This is a genomic window from Demequina activiva (assembly GCF_016862815.1).
Taxonomy (GTDB): domain Bacteria; phylum Actinomycetota; class Actinomycetes; order Actinomycetales; family Demequinaceae; genus Demequina; species Demequina activiva.
In genome coordinates this window covers 107,464-122,264 of the sequence record NZ_BONR01000001.1, presented here as the reverse complement: position 1 = coordinate 122,264, position 14,801 = coordinate 107,464, and the positions used below count along the sequence as shown (strand labels likewise).

Genomic DNA, 14,801 nt, shown 5'->3' with positions numbered 1-14,801 from the left:
CGAGCTCCTCGCCAGACGTCAGGCGGGCTCGCTGTCCGTCATGACGTCCTTGGCCATGATGTCCGCGACCTCGTACACGCCCACCAGGACGCGGTCCGCGCCCATCTCGCGCAGGTAGTCCACGTCCACGTCCTGGTGTCCGCGCGCGATCACCCGCACGTGCGGGGCGAGCCGCTTGACCTTGGAGACGATCGCGCCGGCGTTGAGGGGATCGGGGATCGCCACGAGCACGGTCGTGGCGTCGTCGAGCCCGGCGGCCTTGAGCACCTTGGAGCGCACGCCGTTGCCGAGGATCGCGGCGCAGTCGTCCTCGCGCAGCGCCTTCACCCGCCGTTCGTCGTCGTCGATCACCACGGTGGGGACGCCCTCGCTCCACAGCGTGGACGCGACGCGGGTGCCCACGCGGCCAAAGCCGATCACGATGACATGCTCCTGGCCCTGATACGTCACCGGGGCGTCGTCGCCAGGGTCGCCGGCATCCTCGGGCGCGTCGCGATAGACGCGCGCGGCCCACGCGAACAGCAGCGGGTTGAGTGCGATCGAGAGGATCGCCGCTCCCAGCACCAGGTCCTGGGCATCCTGCGGCAGGATGTCGTACTCGCCGCCAAGGGTCACGAGGATGAACGAGAACTCGCCGATCTGCGCGAGAGCGGCCGCGACCACGAGCGACATATGCCGCGAGTACTTGAGCAGGCGCACCAGGCCGAACGCGACGGCGGACTTGCCCACCACGATCACGAGGGTGGTCACCAGCAGCGCGAACGGCGACTCGATGACGATGCGCCAGTCCACCAGCATGCCCACGGATACGAAGAACAGGACGGCGAACGCGTCCCGCAGCGGCAGGGTGTCGTCGGCGGCGCGGTGCGAGAGGTCGGACTCGCGCATGATCATGCCGGCGAAGAAGGCGCCCAGCGCGAAGGACACCTCGAACAGCCACGCCGCACCCACCGCGACGCCCATCCCGATCGCCAGCACCGCGAGCGTGAACAGCTCGCGCGAGCCGGTGTTGGCCACGCGCGCCAGGAGCCACGGGATCACCCTCTTGCCCACCACCAGCATGAGCGCCACGAACAGCGCCACGCGCGCCAGGGTCCACAGCAGCTCGCCCGCGATCTCGCCCGGGCCGGAGCCGTCGACGGCCAGCACCGGGATCACGACCAGGGCGATCACCATCGCGAGGTCCTCGACGATGAGCCAGCCCACGGCGATGTGCCCGGCGCGGGTGTCGAGCAGCTGCTTGTCCTCGAGCGCCCGCAGCATCACCACGGTCGAGGCGACGGACAGGGCGAGGCCGAACAGGAGGGACGCTCCCAGGCTCCAGTCGAGCCACAGTCCCACACCCGTGCCGAGCACCGTCGCGGCGGTCATCTGCGCGATCGCGCCGGGCACCGCCACACGCTTGACCGCCAGCAGGTCCTTGAACGAGAAGTGCAGGCCCACGCCGAACATCAGCAGGATCACGCCGATCTCGGACAGCTCGAGCGCCACCTCCTGGTCGCCCACGAAGCCCGGCGTGTAGGGACCGATCAGCAGGCCGGCCGCGAGGTATCCCACGATGGGCGACATTCGTAGGCGCTGGGCGACGAGCCCCAGGATGAAGGCGCCTACCAGGCCCACCGCCATCGTCGTGAGGAGGGGAGCGTGGTGCAGCATGACCAGATTCTACGGGGCCGATGCGCGGGCCGGCCGCCCGCAGGAGCGTTCAGCCGGTCTCCGAGGGGTTGGATCCGAGCGCGGCCTCGCGCTGCGCCTGCAGCTCGTCGAGGAGGGCCGCGAGGGACTCCGTGTCCGCCTCCGTCCAGTCCTCGGGATCCGTGATGCCCACCCACGCGGCGAGGTTCGAGCGATGCGTGTAGAGGTGGCCGTATCCCTCCGGGATCGAGCCTGCTGCGGGCAGGTCCAGCAGCACCTGCCACAGGGTGACGATGGGGTACCACTCCATGTCGTCGACCACGCCGGGTGCTCGCTCGCCCTGGAGCCACTCGGGCTCGTCGAAGGCGAGGTCCCCGCTGAAGAACACGACCGGGTCCGTGCCGTGCTGCAGGTAGACCAGGCGGGTGGGTCCCCAGGCGGCGGCGCCGCGTTCGAGCCCGCCCTGCTCGTTCATGAAGCGCACCGTGCGGCCGTCGCTGAACTCCGGCAGCCACGACGGCGATCCCGCGTCGCGTGCGGCAGTGATCTCGTCGTGCATCCCATTCACGAACGTGGGCCCGGACATCAGGGCGCCGTCGATCGGCTCGTTGAGGATGTCAGCGCTCGAGAGCACCGCCTCGACGCCGTAGGACCCGAGCGACAGCCCATAGAGGTAGAGGTCGGGCCGGTCGTTCGCGGGCAGGGTCGACCAGTGGTCGTGGATGGTGCGGAACACCACGCGGGAGGTGTCCTGCACCACGTCCTGATCCGCCAGCATCGAGATCCACGAGGGCAGGTAGGAGTACTGCGCGCCGGCGATCGCGGTGTCGCCGTTCCACAGGTACTCGAGCGGGTCCACGCCGTGAGGGTCGATGAATCCGGTGCCGGTGGTGGTGGTCACCACCAGCAGCTCGCGTTCGAATGCGCCCGTGCGCACCAGCTCCGCGAGCAGCAGCTCCGCGCGCTCCTGGAGCGTGTCCGCGGAGCGCAGTCCCACGTACGCGCGGATGGGCTCCATGGCCCCGCCGCCCGTGAACGCGTCGATGTCTACCGCGCTCGGGACGGAGGACACGAACGCCCGTCCCTGGCGGCCCAGGGAGTCGAAGCCGATGAGCGAGTCCGGGCTGCCCGACCTCGTCGCGGACGCCGGCTGCGTCACGCCGGGCTTGTCCGCGAGGTCGCGGCCGGAGAACACCCAGTTGGACGCGGTGAAGAACGCGTTGGTGAACGCGCCCGACGCGACCCACCACAGCGCCGCGATCAGCAGCACGGCCGCCGTCAGCACCGCCAGGCGCCGCGGCAGCCAGCGGTCCAGGAGATCGTCCGCCCAGCGGAACAGGGCGCGCAGCGACCGCGCGATGACGAGCAGCGGAGCCGCCACGAGCGCCGCGGTGACCACGATCACCGGCCACACGGTGGGAGACAGCGGATCCATCCCGAAGTTCAGCCGCACCTGGTTCTGCCAGCCCACATAGGCCCAGATCGCGACGCCTGCCTGCACGCCGATGAGCGCGAGCGCCACGAGGATCAGCGCCATCCGCACTCGGCCGGTCGCACGCGGGACTCCCAGGAAGCGATAGATCGCGTACGCGCTGGTGCCGATCCCGTAGCCCACCATGAAGGCCACGCCCGAGTTGATGCCTTGGACGTAGCCCGCGCGAGGCAGCAGCGACGGCGTCAGCGAGATCGCGAAGAAGTACAGCCCCACGACCAGCCCCACCGCGGAGAACGACGGCTCGACGATGCCGGGAGCTCGCTTGCGGGGAGGTCGCGGCTGGCTCAGCTGGGCCAGGAAGCGCTCCCTGATCCCCGCACGCTCCTCGACCCCGGTCGCCACGGCGCCTCCGTCGACCCGCGCCCTCAGGCGTCCCGTTGCAGTGGCTGCGTCATGCAGTGCGCGCCGCCGCGGCCGCGCCCCAGCTCCGCGCCCACGATCTCGAGCACCTCGATCCCGGCCTCGCGCAGCAGCGCGTTGGTGTGGGTGTTCCTGTCGTACGCGACGATGACGCCGGGCTCGAGGGCCAGCACGTTGTTCGCGTCGTCCCATTGCTGGCGCTCGGAGGCGTAGCGGTCGCCGCCCGTCTCGATCACCCGCAGGTCCACGCCCAGCGCCTTGCCCACCACCTCGGTGAACGGCTTGTCCTCGCGCCGCACGTCCAACGTCACCGGCGCGGGCTCCGGGTAGAGGCTGAAGGTCTCGATCTGACCCACGATGCCGGGGAAGACCGTCGCGACGTCGCGGTCAGCCATGGTGAACACCGTGTCGAGGTGCATCGCCGAGCGCAGCTTGGGCATCTTGGCGACGATCACCCGCTCGGCGGCATCGGCCACGAACAGCTCGGTGGCCACCTGGGTGATCGCCTGGCGGCTGGAGCGCTCGGACATGCCGATCACCACGACGCCGTTGCCGAGCGGCATCACGTCACCGCCCTCGAGCGTCGCGAGGCCATGGTCGAGCTCCGGGTCGCCCCACCACGTGGTCACCGCGCCCGCGAACTCGGGGTGGAAGTCGTACACGGCCTTCATGAGCAGCGTCTCGGCATGGCGCGCGGGCCAGTACAGCGGGTTCAGCGTCACGCCCCCGTAGATCCAGCTCGTCGTGTCGCGGGTGTAGAGCGTGTTGGGCAGCGGCGGCATCAGGTAGTCGCGCATGCCGGACTCCTCGCGCACCAGCGCGATCGACGGCGGCGCGAAGTCGCGCGGAAGGTCCGCCGTCGACAGCCCTCCCAGCACGTACCGCGCCAGCGCATCGGCCGGCAGCGAGTCCAGGAAGGCCCGGACGTCGTCCACCAGCCCCAGGCCCACCTCGTTGGCCGTGATCTTGCGGTCCAGCAGCCACTCCCGGGCGGCGGGGATCGCGAGCGTCTCGGTCAGCAGCGTGTGCAGCTCGAGCACCTCGATGTCGCGCTCGCGCATGAGCGAGACGAACTCGGCGTGATCCCGGCGGGCGTTCTCGACCCACATCACGTCGTCGAACAGCAGCGCCTCCGCATTGGACGGCGTGAGGCGGTTGTGAGCGATGTCAGGGGAGCACACCAGGACCTTGCGCAGCCGGCCCACCTCCGAGTGCGCGCCGTACGGCTCAGGCACGGTGCCGACGAGCGTCTCGTCCACGGGCGGCTCCTCACGATTGGTCCTGAGCCGAACCTACCAACCACCGGGCGCATCGGACGTGCTGGCGAGCGTTGCGCTGCGGCGCGCCCCTTTGTCCGGAATGTGACGCGACGGGCTTGGGTTGATCTCGACGTACCGCACGGCAGGCCGGTGGGCCCGCCGTGCACGGGATGCCCCGCGAGGGGCCAGGGTGTGGAGGTCCGCGATGATGAGGACGAGTGGAACGCTGGAGATCCGTGACGATGCCGCCTTCGACCGCCACGGAGGGTTCCTCCCCACCCCGGTGACGCGGCTGCGCCGCCTGTTCCCGCTCAGTGATCTGCGCGTGTTCGCCAAGCTCGACCAGCTCCAGGTCTCGGGGAGCACCAAGGAGCGCACCGCGAGCTTCCTGCTGGATGACCTCGAGCGCACCGGCTCCCTGCGACCGAGCGGCACCGTGGTCGAGTCGACCTCCGGCAACCTGGGCATGGCGCTCGCACGCCAGTGCACGCTGCGCGGCTACACGTTCATCGCCGTGGTGGACGACCGCGCGAACGCCGCCGCCTGCCAGACCATGGCGGCCTACGGCGCGCGCGTCGAGCACGTGCCCACCCCGCCCGACGGCAACCGGCTGCGCGCACGCATCGCGCGCGTGGCCGAGCTGCTCGCAGAGGACGCGGATGCCGTCACCACCCATCAGTACGGCAGCGCCGCGAACCCGGACGCGCACGCACGCACCACCCTGCCGGAGCTGGTCGCGTCGATGGGTGCTCCGCCGGACCATCTCTATGTCGCGATGAGCACCACGGGAACCGTGCTGGGCTGCCAGCGCGCCATCGAGCGCGAGGGATGGCACACGCGCCTCGTGGGAGTCGACGCGGAGGGCTCCGCGCTGTTCGGCGGCGCCTCTGGCGAGCGCAAGCTGCCGGGACTGGGAGCAGGGTTCGCGACCGCCCTGTCCGAGCACGCCCATCCTGACGCGATCCACCGCGTGAGCGAGGCGCACATGGTGCTGGGCTGCCGCCTGCTGGCCAGGCGCGAGGGCATCCTCGCCGGAGCCTCGACCGGCGCGATCGTCGCCGCCGTGGGCCGCGACCTGCCCTCGCTCGCGCCGGGCGCGACGGTCGCGATGCTGGTGCACGACGGGGGCGGCGCCTACCTGCCGACGGTCTACGACGACGGCTGGGTGAGGCGCGAGATCGCGGGTGGGGCCGATGCTCTCAGCGCTGTCGATCTCGACAACCCGTTCGCAGGGCGCGCATGACCGGCTCGACGGGCGCGTTCGCGCCCGATCACGGCACGGACCTCGTCATCGTCGGCGGCGGTCCGCGCGCCGTGTACGCGCTCGCGGACCTGGAGACCGCACTGCTGCGCGGGCCGAGCTCCGGCCGCCAGCCGTTGCGGGTGACGGTGCTCGAGCCCGGCGAGCCTGGTGCGGGCGCCGTGTGGGACCCGCGTCAGCCCGAGCACCTGCTCATGAACGTGGACGCGCGCATCGTCGACGCGACGTGCCCCAGCGTGGATCTCACGATGAACCAGTGGCGCCGCGCTCACCCCGCGAGCGATCCGTATCCGCCGCGGGCGGAGGCCGGCCGGTACCTGGTGTGGGCGTTCCGCAGGCTCGCGACGTCCCCGGTGCTGGAGGTGCGTCACCGCGCGGTGCGAGCGACGACCCTCACGCGCGAGGGGGACGCGTGGCGCTGCGACACGGTCGACGCGAGCGGGGAGCCCTCCGTCCCGGCGAGGGCACCCCGCGTGCTCCTGGCGACGGGGCACGCTGGGGGAGCCGGAGTCGATCACCGCGCCATCGCCGATGCCGGCTCCGGTCCCGCGCCCGGCTCACCCGTGGTGGTGCGCGGCGCGGCGCTCACCGCCTTCGACGTGGTGATGGACCTGACGGCCGGCAGAGAGGGCCGATGGGTCGAGTCGTCCGCGACGCTCTCCGGTCTCGAGTACGTCGCGTCAGGTCACGAGCCCTCGAGCATCACCCTCGTGTCGCGGACCGGGGAGCCGATGCTGCCCAAGCCCGCGCGCGCATCGGCCGCAGTGACGGACGCCGTGCGCGAGCGAACGGCAGCGTGGGCGCCGGACGCCGTTCCGGACGATGACTGGTGGGATGTGCTGCTGGACGCAGGCGTGGCGGCGGCGCGTGCCTCGGGGATCGCGGTCACCGTCGATGCGCTGCGCGAGCGCCTCGACACACCTGTGAGCGAGGGCCCCGAGCGCTGGGCGCGGGACATCCGCCGCGCTCGGGGCGACGTGGACGGCGACCCCGCCTGGTGGCTGGGGCGCGCATGGTCCGCCGGGTATGCGGACGTGGTCCGCTCCCTGGACCGCGCCCCACGGGACTGCGCCACCTGGACTCGATGGCGGGCCCGCGCCGCCGCGCTCGAGCGGTGGGCGTTCGGTCCGCCGCTCGTCACCCACACGCGGCTGCTCGCGCTGCGGGAGGCGGGGATCCTCCGCGTCGAGACGGGGGCGTCGGCGCTCGAGGACCTCGACGGGACCACGGTGATCGACGCCTTCACCCGCGGACCCGGCGTGCTCGACGCGCCCCGGGCGTGGTCGGACGGCGACGGGCCTGCGAAGTCGGGCCGCGCTCCCTGGGATGGCCTGCTGCGCTCGGGAGCCGTGACGGTGCGCGCAGGCGAGCGGGGCGTGCTCACCGCGCACGACGGCGCATGCGTGGGTGCGGACGGGACGCGCACGCCGGGTCTGAGCGCGCTGGGGCGTCCCACGGAGGACGCGGTGATTGGCCACGACTCGCTGCAGCGCCGGCTCCACCGCGACTCGCGGCGCTGGGCGCATGCGCTCGCGCAGGAGTGGCAGGCGGCCCAGGACGCCCGCGCGCTCGGACGGGAGCCGGTCCATGGCTGACCGGGCTGCGACCGTTCCCTGCGAGGGCGTCTCTGCGCTGACCGGCCGCACGGAGCCGTGGATGGAGGAGCTGCTGGGCGATCCCGAGCAGGTGGCGGCGCTCGTGAGCGAGCACGGGTCGCCCGTGAACGTGCTCGACTTCGAGCCGCTTGCCCGCAACGCCGGCGAGCTGGTGGACGCCGCCTCCGCCGAGGGGGTGCGCCTGAGCGTCTTCGTGGCGCGCAAGGCCAACAAGGCCATGGGCCTGGTGCGCGCCGCGCGCGCAGCCGGTCTGGGAATCGACGTCGCCTCCCACGCGGAGCTGAGCCAGTGCCTCGAGGACGGAGCGGACGGCGAGGAGCTCATCGTCACGGCCGCGGTGAAGTCGCAGGCCCTGATCGAGACGGCAGTCGATGCGGGAGCGGTGCTCAGCCTCGACAATGCGGACGAGCTCGACGACGTGCGGCGCATCGGCCTCCTGCGGGGTGTCGAACCGCGCGTCGCTCTGCGCCTCGCGGTATCCGATCCCGCGATCGCGCCCACGCGCTTCGGTCTCACCGCCCAGACCTGGGATGGGCTGCTACCCGAGCGGCGCGATGGCGTGCGCGTCGAGGGGATCCACTTCCACCTCAACGGGTACAGCGCCGCTGAGCGCGCGATCGCGCTGCGTGAGGCGCTCGAGTGGTCGGATCGCCTGCGCGACGCGGGCCATCCGGTGGCGTTCGTGGACATGGGCGGAGGGATCCCCATGAGCTACCTCGAGCAGCGCTCGCAGTGGCGGGCCTTCTGGGAGCGGCTCGCGGACGACGGCGCCGGGTCGCTCACGTGGCGGGGAGACCGGCTGGGACTCGTGGATCCCGGTGCGGCCCGGCCGTCTCCGGCGGTCTACCCGTACTGGCAGGAGAGCGTGCGCGGCGCCTGGCTGCGGGAGGTGCTGCGCGCCCCCGCCGGGGACCGCTCGAGCGTCGCAGCCCAGATCGCCGCACGGGGCCTCGAGCTGCGCTGCGAGCCGGGGCGGTCCGTGCTCGACGGATGCGGCATCACGCTCGCGTCCGTCGCGTTCCGCAAGGCGACCAGCGACGGCGTGCCGCTGGTCGGGCTGCACATGAATCGAACGCAGGTGCGTTCCACCTCGGCGGACTTCATGGTGGATCCGCGGTGGGTGCGGCCGGCGGAAGCCGGCATTCCGAGCGATGCGTTCGACGGGTTCCTCGTGGGCGCCTACTGCGTCGAAGACGAGCTGATCCTGCGGCGCAAGCTTCGATTCTCGGAGGGCGTGGCGCGGGGCGACATCGCGGCGTTCATCAACACTGGCGGCTATCTGATGCACATCCTCGAGAGCGCCTCGCATCAGCTGCCGCTGGCCGCCACCGTGGTGAGGGACGGAGTGGGGTGGGTGCGCGACGACATCGATGTGCTTGTCGGGACCCCCGCCCGGGCGTAAGTTCAGCCCATGACGATCGAGGAGACGCCGCCGCCATCCGTCTCTGCAGAGCGCTCGTCGCGCCGGCGCCACCTGGCGGTCGGGTTGGGAGTGTCGCTCGCCGTGCTCATCGCTGTCGGGGTCCTCGTCGCTGCGGCCGCGACGCATCGGCCGTTCATGGAGTGGTACACGACCGACGGCGCCGAGCTCGAGGTGACCTACTCCGTGGGCGCGGGCGAGCGATTGCTGTGGGCCCGTGCGGACGAGGACGGCGAGCGCGTTCTCGTCGACGTGATGGTCGTGTCGACGCTCCCTCCGGGCGCGCCTCGAAACGCGGCCGCTGAGGAGAAGGTCGCGTCCTTCGAGCTCGACGCTCCCGTGGGGGACCGCGAGGTGATCACCTCGGATGGTGCGGTGCTGCGCGAGGTCGGTGTCGGGTAGCGGCCTCCAGCGGGGTTAGCGTTGCGTCATGGGACTGTTCTCCTCGTTGACCGGCGGGCGCCGCAAGCGCGTCGAGCCGTACGGGCTGTGGTCGGACGACGCGGAGCAGCTCGAGCGCTTCGTGGAGCGCGGGGGAGCGGCCGAGGTCCCTCGGGATTCGGAGTTCTCGGTGTCCTTCTCCAAGGAAGAGGCGGCCCGCGAGGCGGGGAAGGCGCTCGCCGAGCAGCGCATGCGTGGCGAGCTGGTCGCTCCGAGCCACGGCGTGGACGAGTGGTCGATCCTCATCTATGGTCGCGACCAGCCGCTGGTGCCGGACTTCCTGCGCGAGACCGTCGACATGGTGGAGCGCGTCGCGGCCGAGCATGGCGGCGAGTACGAGGGCTGGGTCGCCATGTACACGGCGCAGGAGAAGGCCGAGTGGGGCGTCGAGCCTCTGTTCGAGGACTGACGCCTTGAGCGACCGGGCGGTGGTGCGCCTGCGACGCTGGGCGGATGTCGACCTGCCGTTGCTCCACGCCGCGAACACCGTGGACATGACTCGCTTCCTGGTCGCGCCGGAGTCCGATGCGCAGGTGCTCCGTCGCCACGAGCGGTACCTGCGCGGGTGGGATGTGGAGGATCCGCGCATGTTCGCGATCGTCGATGATCGCGGCGAGGGTCTGGGGTCGATCGGATGGTGGGACGCGGAGTTCCACGGTCCGGTGAAGGAGGTCGGGTGGGCCGTGCTGCCACAGGCGCAGGGGCGTGGGGTCGCATCGGCCGCGCTGCGGGAGCTGTGGCGACTCTTGCGCGAGGGTGGCGCGAGCGTGCCCATGATGGCGTGCCCGAGCGTCGACAACGTCGCGTCGAACGCCTTGTGCCAGGCGGTCGGGTTCGAGCTGGAGGAGACGTCGTCCGCAGATTTTCGCGGCGAGACGATGACGCTGAACTGGTGGGTGCGCCGGTAGGGGCTAGCGGATGCCGACGGCGCGCTGGGCGTTCACGGCGCGCGTCTGAGCGGGCAGGGTGAACAGGTCGATGATCACGCCGATGCCGAGGATGCCGAGCGTGAAGAGGTACAGGAGCCCGCGCCCGGTCTTGCCGAGGTAGAACTGGTGGATCCCGAGGACGCCGAGGAAGAGCCAGAGCACGTAGGCGAGCAGAAGTGACTTGGGAGGGTATCCCAGGGTGTTGCCGTGGTGTGCGGGTGTCGTCATGGCATTCACGCTACTCCCCGCCATGCGGGCGGTGGGGGCGGGGGAGCCGTTTCACCTGTTCCAGGATTCCTTGGAACAGGCGGATGGCCGATGCGCGGGTCCCGCCGTGCGGTCAGTTCTCGCAGGTGCAGCGGTCGCCTTCGGCGACGCCGGCGAGCGCCTCGTCGATGTGGAGGCCGCAGCCTGTCCAGGTGGCCTTGCCGCAGGCGCGACACGCGATGGGAGAGCACATGGGAGCCATTGTGGCATCACGTGCTCAGGTGCTGGACGGCTGGGTTCGCTCGCTGTCGGTCCACGTGCGGTCGTTCGCGCGGGCGTCCAGATATGCGCCGATGCGATGGTCGGGGATGAGGTGGTTGTCGATGCCGTCCGCGTCCGGGTCCGTCAACGTGAACGGGTTGTCCGAGGAGCCGCCGCTGAGGCACGTGCCCGTGGTGTCGCAGTTGACCAGGCGGGCGCGCGGGTTGAACACGTGGAGCGACTGGGGCGGCGTGGTGGTGGTCGCGGTGCCGGGCGCTGCGAGCCAGGTGCCACCGCCGTCGAGGCTGTAGTGGCCCTCCCATGTGGTGGTCACGCCCAGCTGGACGCGGTGCTCGCGGCGCTCGAACGTGACGGTCTGCGCGTTGGTCTCGATGGTGGCGGTGGCCTGGCCGGTGCCGAGCTCGGTGACGGTCCAGGCCGTGTCGATGGGGGTGGCGCGGAGCATGACGGGGGTGCCCAGGATCGTGACGCTGGCGGTCTGCGGGGCGTCGTCGATGGCGGTCGAGACGCCGAGGCCCGCGATCGCCCATCCGTAGTCCGGTGTGATGCTGATGGGTTGGGGTGCGATGGCCATCTGCTGCCATGCGGCGATGATCGCTGGCAGAAGCGGGTCAGCGGGGCATTCGTAGCCGGTGATCTGCTGCCAGGGGCCGTAGAAGGGGATGTCTGGGTCGATCACGCGTGACACCCAGAGCGGGTCGAGCGGCGTCTGGCCGGGGCACGGGTCCGTGGGAGGCACGTAGACCTCGTCGCACGAGGGGATCGCGCCGTCCCACTGGCTGTATCGCTGCATGCCGCCGGCCCGGTCCGAGTACCAGTCCATGCACAGCGGATGCCGCTGGTAGCGGTCCCGGGCTGTTGACGAGGTCGAGACAGCTCCAGTCTCCGTCCTCGGACCCCGGACCAATTCGTCATAACCTGCGCTGACGGTGTTGCCACACGTTAGGGACTGCCATGCGCCGGTGAACCCGTCCGCGTCGGGGCAGCCCTGACTGGCAGTCGACGGCGGGGAAGCCGCTAGCGTGCCAAGCGCTACTGCTAGCGCCACCCCGAATGCCTTTGCATGCATGGCTACACCGTGAGCTCCTGGGCATCGACATCGACCACAGCCCAGTGTCCAGAGTCCCAAGTCAACAAGACGGTCACGTTTGCCGACTGGGCTTCGTCAGTCGCCACGACCACGCCGTTCTCATCAAGAAACTCGCGTTGCGCTGTCTCCGATTCAAACTCGATTCGCCATAGACCGTTCTCCTGGAGACCGCCTGTGGGTAGGCCCTCGCCAAGATCCAGGTCGCCTCCGCGCACTGTGATGTTCTCGTCGACGGTCCGTGACACTAGTTCACGCAAGTTGGCGCAATAGACGCAACTCGAAGTTGCGAGTGCATCGACAACAACGCTCGAACCGTCTGCCATTGCGTCATTTGCCGCGACCAGGAAGAAGCGCGCAAACTCTTGAGCGCCTGGGAAGTCTTGCGACCGTGCCGCCTCGGGGATGGCGGCGAGGATCTCTTCCTCCGTCAGTGCGGTCGGCGTGGGACTGGGTGTTGGCGTGGGTGCGGGGGTCTCAGAGGCGGTCTCAGTGGGCGTCGGGCTCGGCGTCACCACGGGCTCTGGATCGCCATTACATCCGGCCATCACCACGGCAGCAGCCAGCGCCGCTGCTCCCACGCCCCACCCGCGTCGAATCATGCGGCGACCATATCGGGCATCCCGGGAGCGGTCTAGACCGGCCCCGCGACCTGTGGAGAAGGTGGGGGCGGGGGTGGATCGGCGTGTTCCAGGAAAAGCTGGAACAAGCGAAAGAGTCCCCCGACCCCCTCATTCGGCCTTGGGTGCGACCGGGTTGCGGATCCCCAGCCACGACACCGCGCCACCCGCCGCCATCAGCAGAGCCGTCGCCCACATGGCGCGATGGAACCCGTCGAGATCCAGCGTGCCGCCCACGATCGCCCCGATCAGCGCCACCGCCACCAGCCCCGCCACACGCGAGATCGCGTTGTTGGTCGCGGACGCGATCCCGGACCGCTCCGGCTCGATCGCCCCCAGGATCGCAGCCGTCAGCGGCGACACGGTCACCGTCAGCCCCAGCCCGAACAGCACGATTCCCGGGAAGATCTGCCACCAGTAGTTGAAGTCCTCGTCGACGGCGAGCATGAGCAGCGAACCCGCCGCCATCATCAGCGGTCCCGCCGTCATGAACAGTCGCGGCCCCAGGCGCCCCGCGAGCGCACCCACGCGGGAGGACAACAGGATCATGATCACCGTGATCGGCAGACTCGCAAGCCCGGCAGCCGTGGCCGACAGTCCCGCCTGCTCCTGCAGGTACACCGCGATCACGAACCCACTGAGCGACAACGCGCCATACACGAACGCCGTCGAGAGGTTGCCCCACGCGAAGTTGCGGACAGCGAACAGGCTCAGCGGCAGCATCGGCTGGGCGATGACCGCCTGCCGCCACAGGAAGCCGGCGAACGCGGCCACGCCGATCACCGCGGGCAGCCACACCAGAGGATCGCCCCAGCCCAGGTTCGGCTCCTCGATCAACGCGAACACCATTCCACCCAGGCCCACGACGCACAGCAGCGCCCCGAGGTAGTCCACGCTCGCATCGGGCCGGCGCACGTCCCGCTGCTCCAGCCGCACCAGCAACCACAGCGTCACGGCTACGGGAACGACGTTGACGAAGAACGCGAGGCGCCACGACGCGAGGTCCACGAACAGCCCGCCGATGATCGGCCCCGCCACGAGGGCGCCGGACGTCAGGCCCGTCCAGGTGCCGATCGCCTTGGCCTGCGCAGCGCCTCGGAAGTTCGACGTGATCAGCGCCAGCGAGCTCGGCACCAGCAGCGCGCCCGCCACGCCCTGCAGCAGGCGCGCGACGATCAGCACCGTCGCACTGGGCGCAACCGCGATGAGCACGGACGTGACCGCGAACCCGACGAGCCCCCACCGGATGACCCGGATGCGTCCGTAGGTGTCGGACACCGAGCCCGCCACCAGGATGAACGCCCCCAGCGTGATGAGGTACGCGTCCACCGTCCACTGCTGGGTGGTGATGCCGCCGCCGAGATCGTCGACGATCGCCGGCAGCGCGACATTGACGATGGTGCCGTCCAGGAAGGACACGAAGCTCGCGAGGACCGCGATCCACAGGATCAGCTTCTGCTCGCGCGGGACGTCCGTGACGCCGGGTGGACCGCTGGCAGCGGCCGATGCAGAGGTGGACACCGCTTCAGGGTACGGCCGGGTGTCGCGTGAGGTGAGAAGGTGGAGGCCGTGAGCGGATTCGATCAGGCAGTGGCGAGGGCACGCGCCCTCGCGGACACAGGCACGCGCCAGGTGCTGGGCATCGTCGGTGCGCCGGGAGCGGGAAAGTCCACCCTCGCATCAGCCCTGGCAGACGCCGTCGACGCGGTGGTGGTGCCCATGGACGGCTTCCACCTCGCGCAGCGCGAGCTCGAGAGGCTGGGGCGCGCGGACCGCAAGGGCGCACCGGACACCTTCGACGCCTCCGGCTTCGTGGCACTGCTGAGGCGACTGCAGACGGCCGATGCGCCGGTGACCTACGCACCCGAGTTCCGCCGAGAGATCGAGGAGCCCATCGCCGGAGCGATCGCGGTGCCGCGGGACGCTCCGCTCGTGATCGTCGAGGGCAACTACCTGCTGGTGGACGAGCCGCCGTGGGACCAGGTGCCGCGCCTGCTCGACGAGTGCTGGTTCGTCGAGCTCGACGAGCACGTGCGGCTCGACCGGCTCATCGCACGGCACGAGGCGCACGGGCGCACGCCCGAGCAGGCGCGAGCGTTCGCGGAAGGCTCCGATCAGGCCAATGCTGCGCTGATCGCGGGCACCCGCGAGCGCGCCGACTGGGTGATCCGCCTCACGGACTGACCAGA

The 14,801-nt window shown here is 70.7% G+C and carries 15 protein-coding genes; 7 read left to right on the top strand and 8 right to left on the bottom strand.

Annotated features, from left to right (window positions below; translation table 11 throughout):
* Positions 1–18 precede the first annotated feature (18 nt).
* From Dac01nite_RS00595 to Dac01nite_RS00585, 3 genes are read right to left on the bottom strand one after another with little or no spacing between them, the layout of a single operon-like run.
* Positions 19–1,656, bottom strand: a complete 1,638-nt coding sequence (locus Dac01nite_RS00595) for a cation:proton antiporter domain-containing protein (RefSeq protein WP_203652848.1) — start codon at positions 1,654–1,656, stop codon at positions 19–21.
* Positions 1,657–1,705: 49 nt separating this feature from the next.
* Positions 1,706–3,472: an alpha/beta hydrolase gene (locus Dac01nite_RS00590; RefSeq protein WP_203652847.1), complete on the bottom strand. Its 1,767-nt coding sequence runs from the start codon at positions 3,470–3,472 to the stop codon at positions 1,706–1,708.
* A gap of 23 nt (positions 3,473–3,495) precedes the next feature.
* Positions 3,496–4,749, bottom strand: a complete 1,254-nt coding sequence (locus Dac01nite_RS00585; protein WP_203652846.1) for an arginine deiminase — start codon at positions 4,747–4,749, stop codon at positions 3,496–3,498.
* A 205-nt stretch (positions 4,750–4,954) separates the two neighbouring features.
* Here Dac01nite_RS00585 and Dac01nite_RS00580 point away from each other — a divergent pair, with 205 nt between their 5' ends.
* From Dac01nite_RS00580 to Dac01nite_RS00555, 6 genes are read left to right on the top strand one after another with little or no spacing between them, the layout of a single operon-like run.
* Positions 4,955–5,992, top strand: a complete 1,038-nt coding sequence (locus Dac01nite_RS00580) for a cysteine synthase family protein (protein ID WP_203652845.1) — start codon at positions 4,955–4,957, stop codon at positions 5,990–5,992.
* Entirely contained in the window at positions 5,989–7,605 is a 1,617-nt protein-coding gene (locus tag Dac01nite_RS00575; RefSeq protein ID WP_203652844.1) for an FAD/NAD(P)-binding protein, read from the top strand. Before Dac01nite_RS00580 ends, Dac01nite_RS00575 begins: the two co-directional genes overlap by 4 nt.
* Positions 7,598–9,028 carry a type III PLP-dependent enzyme domain-containing protein gene (locus Dac01nite_RS00570; RefSeq protein WP_203652843.1) on the top strand — a complete coding sequence of 477 codons (1,431 nt, stop codon included), beginning with the start codon at positions 7,598–7,600 and terminating at the stop codon, positions 9,026–9,028. The genes Dac01nite_RS00575 and Dac01nite_RS00570 overlap by 8 nt, the downstream gene beginning before the upstream one ends.
* A gap of 9 nt (positions 9,029–9,037) precedes the next feature.
* The gene (locus Dac01nite_RS00565) at positions 9,038–9,448 is read left to right on the top strand and encodes a hypothetical protein (RefSeq protein ID WP_203652842.1); all 411 of its coding nucleotides are present in this window, start codon (positions 9,038–9,040) and stop codon (positions 9,446–9,448) included.
* 28 nt (positions 9,449–9,476) lie between these two features.
* Positions 9,477–9,896, top strand: a complete 420-nt coding sequence (locus tag Dac01nite_RS00560) for a ribonuclease E inhibitor RraB (protein ID WP_203652841.1) — start codon at positions 9,477–9,479, stop codon at positions 9,894–9,896.
* A 4-nt stretch (positions 9,897–9,900) separates the two neighbouring features.
* The gene (locus Dac01nite_RS00555; RefSeq protein WP_203652840.1) at positions 9,901–10,395 is read left to right on the top strand and encodes a GNAT family N-acetyltransferase; all 495 of its coding nucleotides are present in this window, start codon (positions 9,901–9,903) and stop codon (positions 10,393–10,395) included.
* Positions 10,396–10,398: 3 nt separating this feature from the next.
* On the opposite strand, the gene Dac01nite_RS00550 is transcribed toward Dac01nite_RS00555, so the two are convergent.
* From Dac01nite_RS00550 to Dac01nite_RS00535, 5 genes are all read right to left on the bottom strand, one after another.
* The gene (locus Dac01nite_RS00550; RefSeq protein WP_239066436.1) at positions 10,399–10,644 is read right to left on the bottom strand and encodes a TM2 domain-containing protein; all 246 of its coding nucleotides are present in this window, start codon (positions 10,642–10,644) and stop codon (positions 10,399–10,401) included.
* A gap of 112 nt (positions 10,645–10,756) precedes the next feature.
* Positions 10,757–10,876, bottom strand: coding sequence for a DUF8730 family Cys-rich protein (locus Dac01nite_RS12245; RefSeq protein WP_505706974.1), 120 nt, complete (start codon positions 10,874–10,876; stop codon positions 10,757–10,759).
* Positions 10,877–10,900: 24 nt separating this feature from the next.
* Positions 10,901–11,728: a hypothetical protein gene (locus Dac01nite_RS00545; protein ID WP_203652838.1), complete on the bottom strand. Its 828-nt coding sequence runs from the start codon at positions 11,726–11,728 to the stop codon at positions 10,901–10,903.
* 248 nt (positions 11,729–11,976) lie between these two features.
* The gene (locus tag Dac01nite_RS00540) at positions 11,977–12,594 is read right to left on the bottom strand and encodes a DUF6318 family protein (protein WP_203652837.1); all 618 of its coding nucleotides are present in this window, start codon (positions 12,592–12,594) and stop codon (positions 11,977–11,979) included.
* Between the two features lie 129 nt (positions 12,595–12,723).
* Positions 12,724–14,064 carry an MFS transporter gene (locus tag Dac01nite_RS00535; RefSeq protein WP_203653716.1) on the bottom strand — a complete coding sequence of 447 codons (1,341 nt, stop codon included), beginning with the start codon at positions 14,062–14,064 and terminating at the stop codon, positions 12,724–12,726.
* Between the two features lie 117 nt (positions 14,065–14,181).
* On the opposite strand from Dac01nite_RS00535, the gene Dac01nite_RS00530 reads away from it, so the two are divergent.
* The gene (locus Dac01nite_RS00530; RefSeq protein ID WP_203652836.1) at positions 14,182–14,796 is read left to right on the top strand and encodes a nucleoside/nucleotide kinase family protein; all 615 of its coding nucleotides are present in this window, start codon (positions 14,182–14,184) and stop codon (positions 14,794–14,796) included.
* The last annotated feature ends 5 nt before the right edge of the window (positions 14,797–14,801 follow it).